Source organism: Aeromicrobium marinum DSM 15272 (assembly GCF_000160775.2).
Taxonomy (GTDB): domain Bacteria; phylum Actinomycetota; class Actinomycetes; order Propionibacteriales; family Nocardioidaceae; genus Aeromicrobium; species Aeromicrobium marinum.
The window spans coordinates 1,135,103-1,156,074 of the sequence record NZ_CM001024.1; the positions used below are offsets into that span (position 1 = coordinate 1,135,103).

General features: G+C 72.0%; 19 protein-coding genes. 11 read left to right on the forward strand and 8 right to left on the reverse strand.

Going from position 1 to position 20,972, the window contains the following annotated elements; translation table 11 throughout:
* Window positions 1-115 precede the first annotated feature (115 nt).
* The 3 genes from HMPREF0063_RS15700 to HMPREF0063_RS05950 all read left to right on the forward strand — a co-directional run bounded on the left by HMPREF0063_RS15700 (window position 116) and on the right by HMPREF0063_RS05950 (window position 3,068).
* Window positions 116-2,023 carry a glycosyltransferase family 2 protein gene (locus HMPREF0063_RS15700; RefSeq protein WP_007077745.1) on the forward strand — a complete coding sequence of 636 codons (1,908 nt, stop codon included), beginning with the start codon at window positions 116-118 and terminating at the stop codon, window positions 2,021-2,023.
* Window positions 2,020-2,598, forward strand: coding sequence for an isochorismatase family protein (locus tag HMPREF0063_RS05945; RefSeq protein ID WP_007077746.1), 579 nt, complete (start codon window positions 2,020-2,022; stop codon window positions 2,596-2,598). The genes HMPREF0063_RS15700 and HMPREF0063_RS05945 overlap by 4 nt, the downstream gene beginning before the upstream one ends.
* Before the next feature lie 77 nt (window positions 2,599-2,675).
* A complete protein-coding gene (locus HMPREF0063_RS05950; RefSeq protein WP_007077747.1) occupies window positions 2,676-3,068 on the forward strand; it encodes a low affinity iron permease family protein in 393 nt (130 codons plus the stop codon).
* Here the strand turns inward: HMPREF0063_RS05950 and HMPREF0063_RS05955 are convergent.
* Complete coding sequence (locus HMPREF0063_RS05955; protein ID WP_007077748.1) at window positions 3,062-4,945, reverse strand: hypothetical protein; 1,884 nt, start codon at window positions 4,943-4,945, stop codon at window positions 3,062-3,064. The genes HMPREF0063_RS05950 and HMPREF0063_RS05955 overlap by 7 nt on opposite strands.
* A 114-nt stretch (window positions 4,946-5,059) precedes the next feature.
* A complete protein-coding gene (locus HMPREF0063_RS05960; RefSeq protein WP_007077749.1) occupies window positions 5,060-5,848 on the reverse strand; it encodes an alpha/beta fold hydrolase in 789 nt (262 codons plus the stop codon).
* A 41-nt stretch (window positions 5,849-5,889) separates the two neighbouring features.
* Here HMPREF0063_RS05960 and HMPREF0063_RS05965 point away from each other — a divergent pair, with 41 nt between their 5' ends.
* Window positions 5,890-6,300, forward strand: coding sequence for a DoxX family protein (locus HMPREF0063_RS05965; protein WP_007077750.1), 411 nt, complete (start codon window positions 5,890-5,892; stop codon window positions 6,298-6,300).
* Here the strand turns inward: HMPREF0063_RS05965 and HMPREF0063_RS05970 are convergent.
* Window positions 6,280-7,167, reverse strand: a complete 888-nt coding sequence (locus tag HMPREF0063_RS05970; RefSeq protein ID WP_050760912.1) for an alpha/beta hydrolase — start codon at window positions 7,165-7,167, stop codon at window positions 6,280-6,282. The genes HMPREF0063_RS05965 and HMPREF0063_RS05970 overlap by 21 nt on opposite strands.
* Before the next feature lie 141 nt (window positions 7,168-7,308).
* Between HMPREF0063_RS05970 and HMPREF0063_RS05975 the strand changes: the two genes are divergently transcribed.
* The 6 genes from HMPREF0063_RS05975 to HMPREF0063_RS06000 all read left to right on the forward strand — a co-directional run bounded on the left by HMPREF0063_RS05975 (window position 7,309) and on the right by HMPREF0063_RS06000 (window position 13,095).
* On the forward strand, window positions 7,309-7,959 hold the full coding sequence (locus HMPREF0063_RS05975) for an MBL fold metallo-hydrolase (protein WP_007077752.1): 651 nt from the start codon (window positions 7,309-7,311) through the stop codon (window positions 7,957-7,959).
* Complete coding sequence (locus HMPREF0063_RS05980; protein WP_007077753.1) at window positions 7,956-8,912, forward strand: DMT family transporter; 957 nt, start codon at window positions 7,956-7,958, stop codon at window positions 8,910-8,912. The genes HMPREF0063_RS05975 and HMPREF0063_RS05980 overlap by 4 nt, the downstream gene beginning before the upstream one ends.
* A 37-nt stretch (window positions 8,913-8,949) precedes the next feature.
* Window positions 8,950-10,485: a UDP-N-acetylglucosamine 1-carboxyvinyltransferase gene (locus tag HMPREF0063_RS05985; RefSeq protein ID WP_007077754.1), complete on the forward strand. Its 1,536-nt coding sequence runs from the start codon at window positions 8,950-8,952 to the stop codon at window positions 10,483-10,485.
* Window positions 10,486-10,533: 48 nt separating this feature from the next.
* The gene (locus HMPREF0063_RS05990; protein ID WP_007077755.1) at window positions 10,534-11,322 is read left to right on the forward strand and encodes a glycerophosphodiester phosphodiesterase family protein; all 789 of its coding nucleotides are present in this window, start codon (window positions 10,534-10,536) and stop codon (window positions 11,320-11,322) included.
* Complete coding sequence (locus tag HMPREF0063_RS05995; RefSeq protein WP_040320593.1) at window positions 11,319-12,641, forward strand: MFS transporter; 1,323 nt, start codon at window positions 11,319-11,321, stop codon at window positions 12,639-12,641. The genes HMPREF0063_RS05990 and HMPREF0063_RS05995 overlap by 4 nt, the downstream gene beginning before the upstream one ends.
* Window positions 12,642-12,717: 76 nt before the next feature.
* Window positions 12,718-13,095 carry an RNA polymerase-binding protein RbpA gene (locus HMPREF0063_RS06000; RefSeq protein ID WP_007077757.1) on the forward strand — a complete coding sequence of 126 codons (378 nt, stop codon included), beginning with the start codon at window positions 12,718-12,720 and terminating at the stop codon, window positions 13,093-13,095.
* A 13-nt stretch (window positions 13,096-13,108) separates the two neighbouring features.
* Here the strand turns inward: HMPREF0063_RS06000 and HMPREF0063_RS06005 are convergent, their stop codons facing one another.
* Genes HMPREF0063_RS06005 through HMPREF0063_RS06015 form a run of 3 tightly spaced genes read right to left on the reverse strand, consistent with a single transcriptional unit; the run spans window position 13,109 to window position 16,421 of the window.
* Entirely contained in the window at window positions 13,109-13,843 is a 735-nt protein-coding gene (locus HMPREF0063_RS06005) for a polyprenol monophosphomannose synthase (protein ID WP_007077758.1), read from the reverse strand.
* On the reverse strand, window positions 13,840-15,339 hold the full coding sequence (gene lnt / locus HMPREF0063_RS06010) for an apolipoprotein N-acyltransferase (RefSeq protein WP_156794049.1): 1,500 nt from the start codon (window positions 15,337-15,339) through the stop codon (window positions 13,840-13,842). The genes HMPREF0063_RS06005 and lnt overlap by 4 nt, the downstream gene beginning before the upstream one ends.
* Complete coding sequence (locus HMPREF0063_RS06015) at window positions 15,336-16,421, reverse strand: M24 family metallopeptidase (RefSeq protein WP_007077760.1); 1,086 nt, start codon at window positions 16,419-16,421, stop codon at window positions 15,336-15,338. Before HMPREF0063_RS06015 ends, lnt begins: the two co-directional genes overlap by 4 nt.
* A gap of 29 nt (window positions 16,422-16,450) precedes the next feature.
* On the opposite strand from HMPREF0063_RS06015, the gene HMPREF0063_RS06020 reads away from it, so the two are divergent.
* Entirely contained in the window at window positions 16,451-17,374 is a 924-nt protein-coding gene (locus HMPREF0063_RS06020; protein ID WP_007077761.1) for a 5'-3' exonuclease, read from the forward strand.
* Here the strand turns inward: HMPREF0063_RS06020 and HMPREF0063_RS06025 are convergent.
* Window positions 17,353-20,073, reverse strand: a complete 2,721-nt coding sequence (locus HMPREF0063_RS06025) for a DEAD/DEAH box helicase (RefSeq protein ID WP_007077762.1) — start codon at window positions 20,071-20,073, stop codon at window positions 17,353-17,355. The genes HMPREF0063_RS06020 and HMPREF0063_RS06025 overlap by 22 nt on opposite strands.
* Window positions 20,074-20,082: 9 nt before the next feature.
* Window positions 20,083-20,967 carry a YegS/Rv2252/BmrU family lipid kinase gene (locus HMPREF0063_RS06030; protein ID WP_040320132.1) on the reverse strand — a complete coding sequence of 295 codons (885 nt, stop codon included), beginning with the start codon at window positions 20,965-20,967 and terminating at the stop codon, window positions 20,083-20,085.
* Window positions 20,968-20,972: the final 5 nt, after the last annotated feature.

The following is a 20,972-nucleotide window of genomic DNA, read 5'->3' on the forward strand; positions in this document are numbered from 1 at the left end:
GCTCCCCGGCGAGACCGGGCTCACACGGACGGAGGCCCTGATCGGCCTCGGGGCGTGGCCGTGCTCGGCTAGCATCTCGGCCATGTCCAGCCGATCCGCCCACGGCTGACCCCTGATGTACGACCCGTGGGGAGCCCTGACCCCGGCCGTGCTGGTGGTGCTCGTGTGGTTGGTGGTCGCCATGGGACTCGTGGTGCTCGGCCCGGAGCCCCGGGCGCGGCTGAGGCCGGCGGTGCGCCTCGCGATCGCTGTCGGCGGTACGGCCGGGGTGGTCGCGGTGCCGGTCGCGTGGTGGACCGACGACCCTCGGCACGGTGTCCTGGTCGGTGCGGTCGTCGCGTGGTCCTTCCTTCCCTGGGGCTGGGTGCGGCGCGACTGGACCCTTGCCGGGACGGTGGCGTGGGTGCTGAGTGTCGACGCCACGGTCCTGTACCTCGCCGCGGTGCTCCGGTGGACCCTGACCGCGGACCTGGGGCCGTGGACGACAGCGGCGAGCCTGGCCCTCTGGTGCGTCGAGGTCTTCGTGGCGCTGATCGGCCTGGCCTGCGCCTGGGAGCTGGTGGACGTCACAGCCCGGCACCGGTGGCGGCCCACCCGCGACCCCCGCCAGCTCCGCCGGGACGGCCGTCCCGTCCGCCCCTTCGTCAGCATCCACGTGCCCACGCACCAGGAGCCGCCGGAGATGGTGATCGAGACGCTGCAGCGGCTGGTCGACCTGGACTACGACGACTACGAGGTCCTGCTGGTCGACAACAACACCACCGACCCCGCCCTGTGGCGCCCCGTGCAGTCCTGGTGCGACCGGCAGGACCGGGTGACGTTCGTGCACCTCGAGAACTGGCCGGGCTACAAGAGCGGTGCTCTCAACCACGCCCTGACCCGTACGGACGACCGTGCAGAGGTCATCGGTGTCGTCGACGCCGACTATCTCGTCGACCCCGACTTCCTGACCGACTGCGCCCCGTGGTTCGGCTTCTCCGACGTCAGCTTCGTGCAGACCCCGCAGGACTACCGGGGGAGCGGGGCGTCGTCGTACTTCCGCCGGCTCCACCACTCGTACGCGTACTTCTTCTCCGTCTCACAGCGGTCACGCAACGAGCGCAACGGAGCGATCTTCGGCGGCACCATGGGACTGGTACGGCGCAGTGAGCTCGAGGCGGCGGGCGGCTGGGACGAGTGGTGCATCACCGAGGACGCCGAGCTCTCCCTGCGCCTGCTCCGACGGGGCGGCAGGGGAGTCCACCTCGATCGCGCCTACGGACAGGGGGTCATGCCGCTGACCTTCGAGTCGCTCAAGCGCCAGCGCTACCGCTGGTGCTTCGGCGGCGTGCAGATCCTGCGGATGCACGGACGGTCGCTGCTCCCCGGCCCGAGGAGCGCGACCAACCGGCTGACCCCGGCCCAACGGTGGGCCTACGTGAGCGGGGGACTGCAGTGGCTCGGTGACCTCGCGGCCCTCGCGTTCCTCGGCTTCCTCAGCATCGCGGCCGTCGACCTCGCGACCGGCGGGGACCTGCTGGTCCGCCGGCTGTCCGGGGTGCTGCTGGCGGCCGTCGTCGCCGTCGTCGCGATCGGTTCCCTGCGCGCGATCGCCTCGGTGCGCCGGGTGGGCAGGACGAGCTGGCGGGACTCCGTCGGAGTCTTCGGGTTGTGGTTGGCCCTCGGCATCACCGTGGCCCGGGCCTCGGCCAGGGCGGCCGTGGCCCGGGAAGGGGTCTTCCTCAGGACCCCGAAGGTCCGCGCCGGCACCTTCGGGGTCGCTCGCGCCCTCCGCCACAACACGCTGGAGTGCATCGTCGCCGGGTGGTGCGTGGTCATGGCCGCCCTCGCCTCGACCCACGCCAGCGGGGGAGCCGCTCTCGTCGCCGGACTCCTGCTGCTGCAGGGGGCGGGCCATGCGGCAGCACCGTTCAACAGCATCGCCGCGCAACGCTCCCACCTGCCGCCCTCGGTCGCGCCACGCCACCGCTCGATCGCTCGGCGGCGTAGGCTCGTTCCCGTCGTCCGAGGGGAGAGACCGTGAGCGCGTTGCCGGGTCGTCATGCTGTCGCGCTGGTCGTGGTGGACGTGCAGAACGGTGTGGTCGAACAGGCGTTCGAGCGGGACCGGGTCGTCGGGACCATCGCCGACCTCGTGGCCGGCGCGCGGGCGGCAGACGTGCCCGTGGTGTGGGTCCAGCACGCCGACGACGAGCTCGTCCGGGGGAGTCCGGCGTGGGAGTGGGTTCCCGAGCTGCGGCCGCGCGCGTCCGAGCCGGCGGTGCACAAGCAGTTCGGTGACGCCTTCGAGGCCACCGACCTGGAGCAGGTGCTCGCTGCCGCCGAGGTCGGATCGCTCGTCGTCGCCGGGGCGCAGACCGATGCCTGCGTCCGGTCGACGATCCACGGCGCCTTCACCCGCGGATACGACGTGACCCTCGTCGGCGACGCGCACACGACGGAGGACTTCACCGACTGGGGCGCGCCGCCGCCGGCCGACGTGATCGCCCACACCAACCTGTACTGGCACCACCAGGAGGCGCCGGGGCGGACGGCGGCGGTGGTGGCGGCAGGGGACGTGGTCTGGTCGGACCCCTGCCGTCGGATCTCCGCAAGTTGACATAATGTGCATTATCGGGGATCTTTCACCGAAGGCGGGAAGAGGTCCTGCACCGCACCGCGGGCTACGTTGCACCCATGGACAACTCGGCATCCGACGCCCGCCTGAGTGACGACGACAGGTCGTCGTTCGACCGGTTCGTGGAGGGCGCCTACCTGCGGGTCAGTCAGGCACCGTTCTTCTTCGTGTGCGCCGGTGTCGTCGTGCTGTGGTTCGCCAGCGTGCCGCTGTGGGTCGACCTCAAGCAGTGGCAGGTGGCGATCCACACGGTGGCGAGCGTCGTGTCGCTGCTGCTGCTCGTCCTGCTGGAGAACGCGAGCCGGCGGGCCGAGGAAGCGGCCCAGGAGAAGCTCAACGTCATCGCCGAGGCGCTCGCCGCCCTGATGGACTCACGCGGCGAGGCCGACCCCGACCTGCGCGAGGCAGCCGCCCGCCTGCGGGCCGCCGTCGGCCTGGAGGAGCGTCACTGACGCCCGACCCTCAGGAGCAGGGCTCCGGCGCCGAAGCAGCCGCACGAGGCCACCGCGAGCCACCCCACCATCTCCGAGGCACCCACGTGCGGCAGTGCCGCTGCCACGGGCGCGTCGACACGGAAGGTCTCGGCGGGCTCTCCGCACGGCGTGGTGGCCGCGTGGTTCTGGTCGGTCTGCACCGACGTGGTGACGAACGTGTACCACCCGGGTGCGGCGGGCGTGAAGGCCGGCGTCTCGATCTCACCGTCGCCATGGACGATGATCGATCCGCGACCTGCCAGCAGGGCCTGGTCACACGTCTCGGTCAGGTCGGGCCGCCGGGGGTACGGTCCGTGGACGGCCCAGACGACCTCGACCGCGGCCGGCCTCCCGTGCCCGTCGATGCCGCTCCACAGGCCCGCCACGGCGATGTGGTCGCTGACCGACTCACCGAGGGTCACCGTCGAGGAGGAGACCTGCGTGGTGAAGCGCGGCCGCCCCCGGTCGATCGTGGTGGTCTCGGTCACGACGCCGGCATCGACCACGACCGCCGGCTGACGGGCGACCCCGAAGTGGGTCACGTCCGACCACTCCGGCACCCCGAGGCGCCAGCTGAACCGCTCACCCGGCCGAGCGTCCGCGGGGATCGTCACCGCGGGAGTGAGGTACGGGGCGTCGCGACGTGTGCGTCGGCCCCCGTCGGCCGTGGACTCCCAGTGGACGTCGTCGGTGGTGTCGACCTCGACCGTGACGGTGGCCACCACCGGTGGATCCTGGGCCGCACCCGCGCCGTCCGCCGGTGGCAGGCGCACCAGCTCGGCGGTGACGGTGCCGGTGAATCCCACGGAGAGGTCCTCTCGCCACAGCGCGCCGTCGAGCCAGAGGGCGTCGACCACGCGCGCCCCGGGCTGGACCGCGGCGGCGAAGACGGCAGCGGGATCGTCGCCCGAGACCGGGAACTGCGGCGTGCTGCCCTCCAGCAGCATCGTGGACGTCAGGGTCACGGCCGCGTCGTCGAACCCCCGCACCTCACCCGTCGCCGCCCCTGTCACGTCGACGACCTGGCCGGCGACGAGCATGCGCTGGAACGACGGGTCGGCCGGTACCCGGAACGCCAACCGGTCCGACGGAAGGCCGGTGACGGTCGCGACCACCCGGACCGGACCGGTGCCGGTCGACACCAGGTCGACCGGTGAGCCGTCACCCACGGTCGTCGTGGTGCCGGTCGAGGCGAACACGGCAGGACCCTCGACGACCAGCGTGGGTGCTCCCCCGACGGCGACGCCGGTGGACTTCGAGCGGGCGGTGTAGTCAGTCACCGTGGCCGTCGTGCCGGACGGGCCGACCTCCAGGACCGGGGTGACGACGTACGGGCCGCGTCGGGCCGTGGAGTCGTCGATCATCGCCTGACCGGCTGCGGCGAGGTCGTCCCCGGCCGGGGTGGGGTCACCCGTGCCCCCACCGGAGACGCTCAAGGTGCGGATCGCCCAGGCGGCAGCTGCCGCCGTGTGGTCGTCGTCGGTGGCGGCGTGGGTGGCGAGCAGATGAGCCATCGTGCGCACGGCCTCCGGTGCCATCGGCCGGCCCCCGTCGGACGCGGGCGTCCACTCGGTGGTGTGCTGGACGGTGCCGTAGCCGGTGCCCGGCTCGTGGAACGGTTCGCGCAGGAAGCGTCCCCCGGCGGACGGGTCACCGCAGTACCACCGCTCCCCCTCTCCCCCGAGGACGTGGCCGTACCAGACGTTGGTCCCGCGCTCGAGGCCTGCGCCGGCCGGATGCGCCTGCCCGGCCGCGGGCAGGCACGAGACGGCCAGGACCAGGCCGGCGAGGACGAGGCACACGGCCAGGTGGGTGGACAGCGTGCGCGAGGCGCGGGACGGGTCGGCAGGTCGCATGGCGGACTCCTGGACGGGGACGGTGGAGGTCCCAGTGGGCCCGACAGGAGGCACCGGCCGCCAGCACCGGGCGACGGCCTGTGGACGGCACGTCGTGCCGTCACCGGCTGTGGATCAGCCGGTGAGGAACACCCGCAGAGCCGTCACGAAGGTGTCCGGTTCCTCCGCGTGCACCCAGTGGCCGGCGCCCTTGATCGTCACCAGTCGGGTCAGGGGGAACAGCCGCCGCATCTCCGGTTCGTGGGCGTCCTGGACGTAGGGCGACCGCTCCCCCGAGATCCACAGCACCGGGCGCTCGAAGACTCCGTCGACACGGGGGAAGTCACCGATCTCGGCCAGGCCGTCGCGCAGGACCGCCAGGTTGGCCTGCCACGCGAAGGCGCCGTTGCTCTCCCGCAGGTTCTGCAGCAGGAACCCTCGGACCCGGGCATCGCCGATCGGCCCGGTGAGACGCTCGTCGGCCTCCCCGCGCCGGGTGAGGGTGGACAGGTCGACGGCGGCCAGACTGTCCAGCAGGTGCGCGAACTCGCTGCTCTCGGGACTGTCGACCGGCGAGATGTCGACCACGACGAGCCGGTCGACGAGGTCGGGGTGGCGCAGGGCCAGGACCATCGCGACCTTGCCGCCCATCGAGTGCCCGACCAGGTGCACGGGGGCCTCGGCGGCGACCCCCTCGCGGAGGTGGTCGGCGACGAGGTCGGCGACGTGCTCGTAGTCGACGTCGTCGGTCCACCCGGACCGTCCGTGGTTGGGCAGGTCGACCAGCAGACTGCGGAAGTCCGGCACGAGGGCCTTGGCGATCGCCGTGAAGTTGCGGCCCTGCCCGAACAGGCCGTGCAGGAACACGACCGTCGGACCGGACTCGCCCACCAGCGTGTCGTGCAGGGTCGGCGTTGCGTTCACGGCCCCAGCCTAGGCGCGGGGGCCTGTGCGATGCTCGGCGCATGCACGACGCCCTCCGCCGCTACGCCCGCTACCTGCTGGGCACGTTCTTCCTGTTCGCCGGCTTCTCGCACCTCTTCTGGGCCCGGGAGGACTTCCGTGCGCAGGTGCCCGGGTGGGTGCCTCTGGACGTCGACCTGGTCGTGGTGGCCTCCGGCGTCGTCGAGATCGGGCTCGGTGTCGCGCTCTTCCTCGCCATCCGTCGACGGGTGATGGTGGGGTGGGTCGTCGCGGCGTTCCTCGTGGCAGTGTTCCCCGGCAACATCGCGCAGTACACCAGCGGGACCGACGCCTTCGGCCTCGACACCGACCGGGCCCGCCTCACGCGGTTGTTCTTCCAGCCCGTGCTGGTGCTGTGGGCCCTGTGGTGCACCGGCGCGTTCCCGCGCAGGTCACCCGTGCAGGGCCGCTGACACCCGGTCGGACATCGCGTCGAGCAGGCCCCGGGCCTGTGCCGGGTCCGTCCCGTCGAGGAAGTAGTGGTCGCGTCGTGGGACGACGAGGTGGTCGACGGGCACACCGGCCGCGGCGAGCCGTTCCGCGTAGGTGTCCCCCTCGGCCCGCAGGGCGTCGTACTCCGCCGTGAGGACCATGGCGGGCGGCAGACCCTGCAGGTCGGTCGCGAAGGCCGGAGAGGCGTACGGCTCTGCGCGCCGCGACGCGTCCTTGAAGTAGGCGGCACGGACCAGGCCCACCATGCGGGGCGAGATCATCGGTCGCGCGACGGTCGACGGCTTGTCCGTGGTGACCACGTCGAGCGACGGCACGGCCAGCAGCTGCAGCCGAGCGGTGAAGGTCTGCTCGTCGCGCGCCCGCAGGCAGGCCGACGCGGCCAGGTTGCCGCCGGCGCTGAAACCGCTCACCGCGAGCCGGTCCCCGTCGAGACCTCGGTCGACGCCGTGCCGCTGGACGTGCACGATCGCGTCGTGGGTCTGCTCGTGGGCCACCGGGTAGCGACGTCGCGGTGCCACCTCGTAGTCGACGTTGACGACCGCCACACCGGCGCGGGCCGCGACGTGGCGGCACCAGAAGTCGTCCATCCCCGGGTGCCGCATGATGAACGCCCCGCCGTGCAGGTGCACCAGGACCGGCACCGGGCCGCTGGGCCGGCCCGGCGGGCGGTAGAGCTCGCAGCGGACGCGACCGTGGCGGGTCGGCACCGTCCACCGTTCGGGATCGGCGACGCCCTGGCCGCCGTGCCGCAGGTCCTCGCCGTAGCGGACGGTCCACCGGGCGGTCGCCCCGGTCAGCCAGGCGTTCAGATCGGCGTAGAGACCCATGCCCCCCATTCGTCACCGAGGCGCCCCCGGACGGGTCACCCACCCGCTGGGAGTGACGTTTCTGCCCCGGATCGGCCGGATTCGGGGCCGAAACGTCACGCCCAGCGGGGACGGAACCTCACCGGACGGCATCATGGGCGGGTGCAGATCACCCGCTACGGCCACGCCGCCGTCCTCGTCGAGGCAGCCGAGACCCGCGTCCTCGTCGACCCCGGCGCCTTCAGCGTGGACGAGGTGTTCGGTCTCACCGGCCTCGCGGCGATCGTCGTGACCCACCAGCACGCCGACCACCTCGACCGGGAGCGGATCGGTGCCTTGATCGATCAGAACCCGGACGCGATCCTCATGGCCGACCCGGGCACCGTCGAGACGCTCGACGACGACCGCTGGCGCACCACGGCAGACGGTGTCGCCGTGGTGGTGGGCGGGCTCGTGCTGACCGGCGTGGGCGAACGGCACGCCGAGATCCTGCCCACACTCCCCCGGGTCGCCAACGTCGGTGTCCTGGTGACGGCACCGGACGAGCCGACATTCCTCCACCCCGGCGACAGCTATGCGACGGCACCCGGCGGGGTCGACGTCCTCGCCCTGCCCCTGGCGGCACCATGGGCCAAGGTGAGCGAGACCGTGGACTTCGCGCGCCGGGTGGCCCCCTCCGTGGCCCTGCCGATCCACGACCGCACCGTCTCGGACCTGGCGTACGACATCTACTGGAACCACGTCGTCGGCCACAGCGGCATCGGCGACCTGCGACGACTCCCCCAGCACGGATCGACCACGGTGCACCGGTGACGCGGCTGCCCGCCGCGGCCGGTGTGCCCCTGATGCTGATCGCGGGGGCCGCCGTCGCCCTGCAGTCACGTGTCAACGGGGTCCTGGCCCAGGAGATCGGCGAGGGGCTGCGGGCCGGCGCCCTGGCCGCGGTCGTGAGCTTCGGGTCCGGCCTGGCGGTCATCTCGCTGGTGGTGTTCGGCCTGCCCGCGGGCCGGGCGTCGTCGGCACGGCTGCGCGAGGGGTTGCGGCAGGGCCGGATCCGGTGGCCCGAGCTCCTCGGTGGCCTCAGCGGCGCCTACTTCGTCGCCAGCCAGGGCATCGCGGTCGGGGTCATCGGTGTCGCGTTGTTCATCGTCGCCTTCACCGCAGGACAGTCGCTGGGGTCGCTGGCGGTCGACCACCTCGGGTACGGGCCCGGTGGTCGTCAGCACGCCTCGCCCGCACGGGTCGTCGCCGCCGTGTTCGCGGTGGCGGGTGTGTTGGTCAAGGCCTTCGACCAGATCTCGACCGCCTCGGTCGCCGTCACCGTCGGTCTGGCCGCCCTCGCCCTCGGCGCCGGGGCGGCGCAGGCGTTGCAGCACGCCCTGAACGGGCGGGTGTCGGCCGTCGGTGGCCCGCTGGTGACCACCGCCAACAACTTCGCGGTCGGAACCCTGGCCCTGCTGGTGTTCTTGGCGGTCTCGTTCGGCGTCGACGGGCGCATCGACGGTCTGCCGGCCTCCCCCGAGCTGTACCTCGGCGGGGTCTTCGGGATCACCTTCATCGTCATCGCCGCGATCACCGTCCAGCAGTACGGCGTCCTCGTGCTGGGCCTCTGCATGATCGCCGGCCAGGTCGTGACGGCCGAGCTCGTGGAGATCCTCGACCCCGACGTCGAGGTGGGCGTACTGGGGCTGGTCGGCGGTGGTCTGGCGGTCACGGGTGTCCTCGTGGCGCTGGCGCTGCGACCGCGTGACGTCACACCGCGATGATGCTTGTCGTATCTCACAACTGAGATACGCTGGCGCCGTGAGTACCAGCGACGACTACCTCTCCCGCATCGGCACCCTGATCCGTGACGCCCGCCAGCACTCCGGGTTGACCCAGGCCCAGCTCGCGACCGAGCTCAGCACCAGTCAGAGTGCCGTGAACCGGATCGAGAAGGGTCAGCAGAACCTGACCCTCGACATGCTGGCCCGGATCGGCAAGGCGCTCGACTCCGAGCTGGTCAGCGTCGGCACCTCCGGCCCGAGCCACCTGCGGGTGGAGGGCGGTCGCACCCTGTCGGGGACGATCGACGTCAAGTCCAGCAAGAACGCCGGCGTCGCGCTGCTGTGTGCGTCGTTGCTCAACGAGGGCACCACGGTCCTGCGCAAGGTGGCGCGCATCGAGGAGGTCAACCGCCTGCTGGAGGTCCTGGGGTCGATCGGGGTCCGCACCCGCTGGCTCAACGCCGACAACGACCTCGAGCTCGTCGTGCCGGCGCAGCTCGACCTGGCGGCGATGGACGCCGACGCGGCACGGCGCACCCGCAGCATCATCATGTTCCTCGGCCCGCTGATGCACCGCGAGGACGACTTCGAGCTCCCGTACGCCGGCGGCTGCGACCTCGGCACCCGTACCGTCGAGCCGCACATGACGGCCCTGCGTCCGTTCGGGCTGAAGGTCGTCGCCACCGAGGGCAGCTACCACGCCACGGCCGCGGCCGGCCCGGCCCCGGAGCGACCCATCGTGCTGACCGAGCGCGGCGACACGGTCACCGAGAACGCGTTGCTCGCCGCGGCGCGGCGCGAGGGCGTGACCGTCATCCGCAACGCCAGCCCCAACTACATGGTCCAAGACCTGTGCTTCTTCCTCGAGAAGCTGGGCGTGGGCATCGAGGGCATCGGCACCACCACCCTGCGCGTCACGGGTCGCCCGCACATCAACTGTGACGTCGACTACGCACCGAGCGAGGACCCGATCGAGGCGATGAGCCTGATCGCCGCCGCGATCGTCACCCGGTCCAGCATCACGGTGCGCCGGGTGCCGATCGAGTTCATGGAGATCGAGCTCGCCCTCCTCGAGGAGATGGGCTTCGTCTACGAGCGCACCGACGAGTACCCCGCCGAGAACGGTCACACCCGTCTGGTCGACATCACCACCCATCCCTCGGAGCTCCGGGCGCCGATCGACAAGATCCACCCGATGCCGTTCCCCGGGCTGAACATCGACAACCTGCCGTTCTTCGCCGTCATCGCGGCCACGGCCCAGGGTCAGACGATGCTGCACGACTGGGTCTACGAGAACCGCGCGATCTACCTGACCGACCTCAACAAGCTGGGTGCCCGGGTCACGCTGCTGGACCCCCACCGCGTGCTGGTCGACGGCCCCACCCACTGGAGCGGGACCGAGGTGGTGTGCCCGCCGGCCCTGCGGCCCGCCGTGGTGATCCTGCTGGCCATGCTCGCGGCGAAGGGCACCTCGGTGCTGCGCAGCGTGTACGTGATCAACCGGGGCTACGAGGACCTCGCCGACCGGCTCAACGCCCTCGGTGCGCGGATCGAGACCTTCCGCGACATCTGATCGCCGCCCCGGTCGGCCGGCGGCCCGTCGACGCCCTACCGTGGACGTGTGACGACCAGCAACGGAGCCGTCCTCGGATTCCTGGACCGGCCCGCGCCCCGCGCCATGGCCCACCGGGGCGGTGCCCTGGTGAGCGAGAACCTCGGGATCGAGAACTCCCTCGCCGCCTTCCGCCACGCGGTCGAGCTGGGCTACTCCATCCTCGAGACCGACGTGCACGTGACCCGCGACGGCGTGGTGTACGCCAGTCACGACGGTCGACTGTCGAGGCTGACGGGTCGTGACGTCCGCATCAGCGAGGTCACCTCGTCCGACCTCGACGAGCTGCTGCTGGACGACCGTCAGCCGTTCGCGCGGCTCGAGGTCCTCCTGGCCGAGTTCCCGGACGCCGCCTTCAGCATCGACGTCAAGGCCGACGACGCGGTCGACCCCACGTGCGACCTGATCGACCGGACCGGCACCGGCGCGCGCGTCTGCCTGGCCAGCTTCGACCACGCCCGGCTGCGCCGGATCCGGGCCCGGCTCCCCGAGGTGGTCACCGCCGCGTCACAGCGGGAGGCAGCGCTGGTCGTGCTGCTCCCGACATCAGTCCTGCGCCGTTGGCCGGTTGCCGCCGACTGCGTGAGCCTGCCTCGGCGATGGAGCGGCCTGCCGCTGATCAGCCGCCGGCTGGTCCGCCGCTGTCGAGCCCTGGACCTGCCGCTGCACGTGTGGACCGTCGACGAACCCGAGCACATGACCGAGCTGCTCGACCTGGGCATCGACGGGATCTTCACCGATCGCACCGACGTGCTGCGGGCCGTCCTGATCGACCGTGGCGAGTGGACGACCCCGTGAGCGCGACGTCCCCCGCGGTCGGCCTGGGAGCCACGCCGGCACAGGTCCGGGCCTGGAGCCTGTGGGACTGGGGTTCCGCGGCCTTCAACGCGGTGATCGTGACCTTCGTGTTCTCGGTGTACCTGACCGACTCGGTCGGTGAGGATCTCGAAGGTCCGATCTCGGCGAGCACGTGGCTGGCCTGGGCGGTCGGCGCCGGCGGACTGGTGATCGCCGTGCTCGCTCCGGTCACCGGCCAGCGGGCCGACGCCGCGGGGCGCCGCAAGCGCTCGCTCGCCGTGCTGACGTTCACCGTCGTCGCCCTGACGGCCCTGATGTTCCTCGTCGAGGACGACCCGTCGTTCCTGTGGCTGGGGCTCGTGCTCATCTCGGTCGGCGTCGTGGTGTTCGAGCTGGCGCAAGTGCCGTACTTCGCGATGCTGCGCCAGGTGTCGACCCCGGCCACCGTGGGGCGGGTCTCCGGTGTGGGCTGGGCCTACGGGTACCTGGGCGGCATCGTCCTGCTGCTGATCTGCTACTTCGGTTTCGTGGTGGGCGACGGTGGGCTGTTCGGTCTCCCCACCGAGAACGGGTTCAACATCCGGCTCATCGCCCTGCTGGCTGCCGGCTGGTTCCTGGTGTTCTCCCTGCCGCTGCTGTTCCGGGTCCCTGAGCTGCCGGCCGAGGTCAGTCCGGTCGACCGCACCGGATTCCTGGAGTCCTACCGGGTTCTGTGGCGCGACGTGGTCGTGCTGTGGGGCGAGGACCGGCGCACCGTCCTGTTCCTCGTGGCCAGCGCCCTGTACCGCGACGGGTTGGCCGGCGTCTTCACCTTCGGGGCGATCCTCGCGGTCTCGGTGTACGACATCGGCGTCGACGACGTGCTGATCTTCGGGGTCGCGGCGAACGTGGTCGCAGCGGCCGCCTCGGTGGCGGCCGGGCGCATCGACGACCGGCTCGGCCCGCGCGTGGTGGTCACCACCTCCCTGGCCGCCATGCTCGTGGTCGCCACCGTCCTGCTGTTCGTCGACGGACCGCTGATGTTCTGGATCTTCGGCCTGCTCCTGACCTTGTTCGTCGGGCCGGCGCAGACCGCGTCGCGCACGTTCCTGATGCGACTGACCCCCGTCGGCCGTGAGGGTCAGTTCTTCGGTCTCTACGCCATGACCGGCAAGGCGGCCTCCTTCCTCTCCCCCGTGCTGTTCGGCCTGTTCGTGCTCATCGGTGGCGACGACCGGTGGGGCATCATCGGCATCATGCTGGTGCTGGGGGCCGGTCTGGCGCTCCTGCTGACCCTCGCCGGTCCCACCGGGGACCGGGCCGACGAGGTCGTCGCCTGACGACGCACCCGGTGGGACTCAGGGGAATCTCACACGGGTGCCGTACGTTGGACAGGACAACAGAGAGGAGACGGCGATGGCAGAACGATCATTGCGCGGCGCGCGTCTCGGTGCCCAGAGCTTCGAGGACGAACGTGGTGTCGAGATGGCACCCCGGCAGGATGTCGAGTACGCCCTGCCCGACGGCCGCACCTTCACCGTGACCATGGCGGACGAGGCCGAGGTCCCCGCTGAGTGGGAGGACCCCCGCACCGGCATCGTCGGTCGTCGGACCGACGGCAGCGTCCCGGAGGTCAAGGAGACCAAGCACGTCCGTACCCACTGGGACATGTTGCTCGAGCGTCGCTCCGTCGACGAGCTGGAGGACATCCTGACCGAACGGCTGGAGCTGTTGCGCTCCGGCGAGATCGGTCCGCCGCACCTGCACCGGCGCGGCAAGCGCAAGTCCGCCTGATCCAGGCGCGCTCCTAGGAAGGACCCTCGATCCGATCGGGGGTCCTTCGTCGTTGCAGGCCCCACAGCGTCGTGCGCCACAGGGCCTCACGGACGATCGCTCCACTCATCTTGGATCGCCCCCGCTCACGTTCGACGAACAGGATCGGCAGCTCGACGACCTGCATCCCTGCGGCCAGCACCCGCCGGGTCATGTCGATCTGGAAGCAGTAGCCCTGGGAGGCGACCGCCTCCAGGTCGATCCGTTCGAGGGTGAGACGACGGAACGCCCGGAACCCGGCGGTCGCGTCGGCGACCGGCAGGCCGAGCATCCGGCGCGCGTACCGCGTGCCCCCGCGCGAGATGGCCCGCCGGTACCAGGGCCAGTTGCGCACCCCGCCGCCCGGGACCCACCGCGACCCGATCACCAGGTCGGTGCCCGCCTCGGCCGCCGCCACGAGCGCCGGCAGGTCCTGCGGACGGTGCGAACCGTCCGCGTCCATCTGCACGACGATCGCGTAGTCGCGAGCCAGGGCCCAGGCGAAGCCGGCACGGTACGCGTGCCCCAGACCGTCCTTCGCCGGCCGGTGCAGGACGTGGATGCCCGGCTCGCGGCGGGCGAGGCTCGCTGCCACGACGCCGGTGCCGTCCGGGGAGTTGTCGTCGACGACCAGCACGTCCGCCTGCGGCAGGTGGACCGCCAGGGCGTCCAGCAGTCGCGGCAGGCTCTCGACCTCGTTGTAGGTCGGGACCACGACGACCACGCTCACGCGGGGACCGCCCCCGCGTCGCGGCGCCGGACGATCGCCATGGCCCAGCCCGCCAGGGCGGTGAGCACGATCGCGGCCTCGATCCACCCGCCCCACCTCACGGCCGGGGTCAGGCCGGACGCGAGGGTGACCTCGGCGTCGATGACGGTGGGGGTGTCGTACGGGGCCCGCTGCACGCTCGTGCCGGTCGCGTCGACCACGCCGCTGATCCCGTTGGTCGACGGCACGAGGACGAAGCGGCCCGTCTCGATGGCCCGGAGGCGCGAGATGTCCCACTGCTGCTCGGGCTGGGCGGTGTTGCTGAAGGCCGCGTTGCTGGTCTGGACCACGATCAGCTGGGCGCCGTCGTCGACGGCGTCCCGCACCACACCGTCGTAGGCGATGTCGTAGCAGATGGTGTCCCCGATGCGGGTGTTCCCGATGTCGAGCGCCCCGGAGGTCTCGCCGGCCAGCATGTCGCGGGGGATGTCCCGGTCGATGCGGGGCACGAGGCTGCCGAGGGAGCTGCGGAACGGCACGTACTCCCCGTACGCCACCGGCTTGCGTTTGACGTAGCGGTCCCCCGGGCCGTCGGCCGTCCACACGACCCCGGCGTTGTAGGACGTGTCGACGGTCGGCCCGTCGAAGATGCCCCCGACGAGGATCGGCGCGTCGAGGTCGTCGGCGAGCTGCTCGATCCGCTCCCTGACCCTCCGGTCGAAGTTCGGGTCGATGTCGGTGGAGTTCTCGGGCCACAGCACGAAGTCCGGCGCCGGGGACTCCCCCGTGGCGACCCGGTCGACCAGGCGCTCGGTCGCGTCGGCGTGGAGGGTGAAGATCTCGCCGCGGGGCCAGTCGAGGAACTCCCCGGGCACACCGCCCTGGACGATCGCCACCTGTCGGGTCCCGGCAGGAGAGGCCAGCCCGGTCGGCAGCAGGGCACCCACGGCGACCGAGGCCGCGACCGTGACCGCGGCACCGGCGCGGTGCCGACCGCCTGGACCGGTGGCCAGGACCACCAGCCCGGCAGCGGTCAGCGCCATGAGGAACGTCAGGCCGGTCATCCCGAGCACCCGCACCCAGGCCTCGAACGGCGTGTCGATGGCGGTGTGGGCCAGCCGCCCCCAGGGGAAACCGGTGAACGGGAAGCCACCGCGGAGGACCTCGCCGGCCGTCCAGGCCGCGGCAGTCCAGACGGGCCAGCCGGGAGCGGTGGCCACGGCCCTCATGACGAGCACGACGACCATCACCAGCACGGCCTCGCCGACGGCCAGCCCGACGTAGGCGCCGTCGCTGACCGCCCGCATCCACACCACCAGCGGGACCATGAATCCCAGACCGAAGGCCAGACCCACGAGGACGACCCCACGCCACGAGACGTCCGGGACCGCTCGCAGCACGGCGATGAGCACGGCCAGCGCGACGAGCATCGCGAACGGTGCGGCGACCGGGTCGAAGGCCAGGGAGGACACGACACCAGCGGTCGCGGCCACCCCTGCGGCCGGAGCGGCCCTCACGCGGGGAGCCGGACCAGGCCGCGGTCCGTCGTGTTCAGCACCTCGATGCCGTCGTCGGTGCAGACCACGATGTCCTCGATCCGCGCACCGAACTGCCCCTCGTGGTAGATGCCGGGCTCGATCGAGAAGGCCATGCCGGGCTCGAGGAGCCTGGTGTTGCCCGTGACGATGTAGGGCTCCTCGTGGGTCTCGGTGCCGATCCCGTGACCGGTGCGATGGATGAACAGGTCGCCGTAGCCCGCCTCGGTGATCACGGCCCGACCGATCCGGTCGACCTCCTCGGCCGGCATCCCGGGGCCTGCCGCCGACCGCTGGGCCGCCTGGGCCGCCTCCAGCACGGCGTACGCCTCGAGGTAGGCGGCGGGCGGCTCGTCGCCCACCACGTAGTTGCGGGTGCAGTCCGAGCAGTAGCCGGCCGCTGTCGTGCCGCCGATGTCGACCACCACCGGATCGCCGGTCCTGATGACCCGGTCGGAGACCTCGTGGTGCGGCGACGCGCCGTTGGGTCCGGACCCGACGATGACGAAGTCGACCTGCGCGTGTCCCTCCTCGACGATGGCGGCCGCGATGTCGCGGCCGACCTCGCGCTCGCTGCGGCCGGGGCGCAGCCACTCGGACACCCGGAGATGGACCCGGTCGATCGCCTCACCGGCCTCGCGCAGGGCGGCGATCTCGGCAGCGTCCTTGCGCATCCGGAGCTCGCCGATGAGCGGACCCGCCAGGGTCTGCCGCGCCTCGGGCATCGCGTCGCGCAGACCCAGCACCCGCGAGGCCCACATCTGGTCGTCGAGGGCGATCGCCCGGGCTCCCGGGAGGAGGGACGCGACCAGGGCGAACGGGTCGTCGGTCTCGCTCCACGCCGCGATCTCGAGATCGGTGCCGGCGGCGCGGGCGGCCGCGACCTCCAGCTCCGGCGCCACGAGGACCGGATCGCCGGTGCGACGCACCACCAGGCAGGTGAGGCGCTCCAACGGCTTGGCCGCGTAGCCGGTGAGGTAGCGCAGGTCGGCGCCGGGCGTGACCAGCACCGCGTCCAGGTCCCGGTCGACGGCGAGCTGCTGGATGCGGGCGACACGGTTCATGGGGCGAGCCTAGCCACTACCCTGAGGCCATGCCCGGCCGTCTGCTGCTGCTCGACACCGCCAGTCTCTACTACCGGGCCTTCTTCGGTCTGCCCGACACCTTGAAGGCTCCCGACGGCACGGTGGTGAACGCCGTCCGCGGGCTCGTCGACTTCGTCGCGACCCTCGTCAACCGCGAGGGCGCCGAGGCGGTGGTGGCCTGCTGGGACGACGACTGGCGCCCCGCGTGGAGGGTCGAGCTCGTCCCCACCTACAAGACGCAGCGACTGGCCGACGGGTCGTCGGACGCCGAACAGACCCCCGACGACCTGTCCCCCCAGGTCCCCCTGATCGCCGAGGCGCTCACCCTGCTCGGCATCCCGGTGGTCGGCGCTCCGGACGCCGAGGCCGACGACGTCATCGGGACGCTGGTCGACCGCTGGGACGGTCCGGTCGACGTCGTCACCGGCGACCGGGACCTGTTCCAGCTCGTCGACGACGCGGCCGCTCACCGGGTCCTGTACACCGCCCGGGGAGTGTCAAAGCTGGACGAGGTCGACGAGGCCTGGATCCGCGAGAAGTACGACATCGACGCGGCCCGCTACGTCGACTACGCCGTGCTGCGGGGTGACGCCTCGGACGGGCTTCCCGGAGTGGCGGGCATCGGGGAGAAGACCGCTGCCGCCCTGCTGGGGGCCTTCGGCGACCTCGACGGCATCCTGGCCGCCGCCCAGGACCCGTCCACCGCGATCACCCCTCGGCCGCGCCGGTCCCTCGTGGAGCAGGCCGACTACGTCGCCGCGGCGCGGCAGGTCGTGGCCGTGCGCCGCGACCTGGACCTCCCGGAGGTGGCCCCCCTCCCCCGCCTGACGTCCGGGCAGGTCGAGGAGTTCCGGGAGTTCGCCACCACGTGGGGGCTGGGCGGCGCCGCGGACCGCGTGCTGACGGCCCTTCAGGCCGAGAGCGAGCTGTAGGACACCACGCCGTGGCGCAGCTGCTCCAGGGCCCGCCGGGCCGACGAGCGCACGGGTGAGTCCCCCGCGGCCACCGCGACCTGTGCCAGCACGTCGATGAGCTGCTTCATCGACCGCACGAAGTCGCCGGCGGCGAGGTCGGTGAGTCCCAGCACCTCGTCGAGGGAGGCGCCGTCGACCCACCGTCCGACGGCCTCGGCAAAACCGAAGTCCGGGCTGCGCAGGAACCGCAGTCGGTGCTGGCGCTCGAGGTGGGCCAGCTCCCCGTGCAGCTCGGTCATCTCGTCGGCGACCTCACGCGCACGCCGGCTGCCGAAGCGGGGCGGCGGCGCGTCCTCCACGACCCGGGAAGTGTAGGTGAGTCCGCTGACGACCGAAGCGAGGTCCGACGGCTCGAGGCCGTCCCAGACGCCCCGCGCCAGACACTCGCTCACCACCAGGTCCAGCTCGCCGTACAGGCGCTGCAGGCGCTGACCGGCCGGTGTGACGGTGTCGCCCTCGAGGTAGCCGAGGACGTCCAGGACCTCGCACACCCGGTCGAACTGCCGGGCGACGGTGTTGGTGCGGGTCTCGATCCGTCGGCGCTGACCCACCGTGTCCCGTTCGAGCTTCAGGTAGCGCTCGGCCCAGCGGGCGTGCGACTCGCGGTCCGGGCACCCGTGGCAGGGGTGCTCCTTGATGAGCCGCCGCAGCTCGGTGATCCGGGGGTCCACGCCGCTGGGACCTTCACGACGGGCGCGGGCATGGTGCGGTCGGAGGTCGACGGTGCGGTCGCGCAGCAGCGCGGCGAGGTCACGGCGGGACTGGGGGTTGCGGGGGTTGAAGTGCTTGGGGATGCGCAGCTGCCCGACCGGCTCCACCGGGACGGTGAAGTCGACCAGCGCCAGACGTCGTGCGTGCCGTCCGGCGGTCAGCACCATCGGACGAGGGCCCTCGCGGTCCGTGGGCGCGCCGGGGTCGAGGACCACCGCGGTGCCGGCCCACCGACCGGTCGGGACCTGGATGATGTCGCCGCGCTTCAGGGCCTGCAGCGACGTGGCCACGTCGTCGCGCTCGGCAGCCCGCCGTTGTTTGGCGCCCGCCGCCTCGATGTCGCTGATCTCGCGCCGCATCGACGCGTACTCCATGAAGTCACCGAGGTGACAGGTCGCGGACTCCGCGTACCCCTCGAGCGCGTCCTCGGCCTTGCGGATCTGCCGGGCGAGGCCGACCACGGCACGGTCGGCCTGGAACTGGGCGAACGACTGCTCCAGCAGCTGGCGCGCGGTCGACCGGCCCACCTGGCCGACCATGTTGACCGCCATGTTGTACGACGGCATGAACGAGGAGTTCAGCGGATAGGTGCGGGTCGACGCCAGGCCCGCGACCTGCCGCGGGTCGAGCCCGGCCTGCCACAGGACCACCGCGTGCCCCTCGACGTCGATGCCCCGGCGGCCGGCGCGGCCGGTGAGCTGGGTGTACTCCCCCGGCGAGATCTCGGCGTGGGTCTCGCCGTTCCACTTCGAGAGCTTCTCGATGACGACGGACCGGGCCGGCATGTTGATGCCCAGCGCGAGGGTCTCGGTGGCGAACACGACCCGCACGAGTCCGCGGCTGAACAACAGCTCCACGCACTCCTTGAACGTCGGCAGCATGCCGGCGTGGTGGGCGGCCACGCCGCGCCCCAGTGCCTCGCGGAACTCGTGGTAGCCCAGCACGTGTAGGTCCTCGTCGGGCAGGTGGGCGCACGCCGCGTCGACGGTGGCCTCGATCTCCTGCCGCTCGTCGGGCGTGGTGAGGATCAACCGGGCGTCCGAGAGCTGCTGCACCGCGGCGCTGCACCCGGCCCGGCTGAACACGAAGCAGATGGCCGGGAGCAGTCCCTCGGCCGCGAGCTTCTCGACCAGCTCGACCCGGCTCGGGGTGCGGTGGCGCGTCCGTGGGCGGTGGCCGCCCTTCTTGGGGCGACCCTGGTGCATGCGGCCGAGCTGCCAGTCCTCGCGGGCGAACCGCTCGAGCTGGCGGTTGACGCGGGGCCCCTCGTCGGCGGACTCGAACAAGGGGAACATCTGCCGGCCGACCAGGACGTGCTGGTGCAGCGGCACGGGCCGGCGCTCCTCGACGATCGTGACGGTGTCACCGCGCACCTCGGTGAGCCAGTCGCCGAACTCCTCGGCGTTGGACACCGTCGCGGACAGCGAGACGATCGCCACCGACTCCGGGAGGCCGATGATGACCTCCTCCCACACCACGCCGCGGAACCGGTCGGCCAGGTAGTGCACCTCGTCCATGACGACGAACCCGAGCCCGTCCAGGGTGCGGGAGCCGGCGTAGAGCATGTTGCGCAGCACCTCGGTGGTCATGACGACCACCGGCGCCTCGCCGTTGACGCTGTTGTCGCCGGTCAGCAGCCCGACGTTCTCCTCGCCGTAGCGCTCGCCGAAGTCGTGGAACTTCTGGTTCGACAGGGCCTTGATGGGGGTGGTGTAGAAGCACTTGCGGCCCGTGGCGATGGCCAGGTGGACCGCGAACTCCCCCACGATCGTCTTGCCCGACCCGGTGGGCGCGGCGACCAGGACGCCGTGCCCGTCCTCGACCACGCGGCACGCGTCGACCTGGAACTGGTCCAGGGCGAAGGGGTACGCGCCACGGAACTCCGCGAGGTGCGGGTACTGGCGGTCGGCCCGCGCACGGGCGTACAGCTCCGACGGGCTCGACATGGGTCCAGCCTACGGGGACGGCACAGGCGACAGCAGGCGCACGGCGCCCGGCACCACCTCGGCCGACACCGGCAGGGCACCGAGGCGTTCCCCGTCCCCGTAGGCCACGATGCCGGGTGACGAGAGCGTCACCGACCGCACCCGGTGCCGCTCGAACTCCGGCAGGGACACGTGGGTCCCCCGGTACAACCGCGGGAACACCCGCAGCAGCTTGGCCTTGCTGACGGGATTGATGATGCACACGTCGAGCAGGCCGTCATCCATCGCGGCGCCTTCGCAGATCCGCAGGCCTCCCCCGAACGACGGACCATTGCCGACGGCCACCAGCATGGCCTCGCGCTCGATCACCCGGTCGTCGAGCGTGATCGAGAACGGCAGAGGGCTGAAGGCCCTCAGCTCGGCGACGATGGCCAGGTTGTAGCGCATGTTGCCGCGCGGCCACCGCATCGCGTTCGCGCGCTCGTTGACCTTGGAGTCGAAGCCGGAGGCGACCACCGTCATGACGTGGACGCCCTCCCCGGTGCGGGCCACGTCGAGCCTCCGCTCGTGACCGGCCAGGACGATGTCGACCGCCGCCGTCGCGTCACCCACGGGGATGCCGGTGGAGCGGGCCGTGTCGTTGCCGGTGCCCGCCGGGAGGAGCCCCAGCAGCAGGTCGTGCCGCACCACGAGGTCGAGCACCGCGTGCAGCGCGCCGTCGCCCCCCACCACGACCACGGCGTCGAGGCCGCCCGCGATCACGGTCTCGAGGTGGGCGCGGGCCCCGGAGGTGTCCGCGCCTCGGACGACCACGACCTCGGCACCGGCCGCGGTGAGCCGGGTGTGCGCGGCGGCCGCGACCTCGTCACCGCGTCGCCGACCCGAGTGCGGGTTGACGACGAGCGCGCAGCGCATCACGG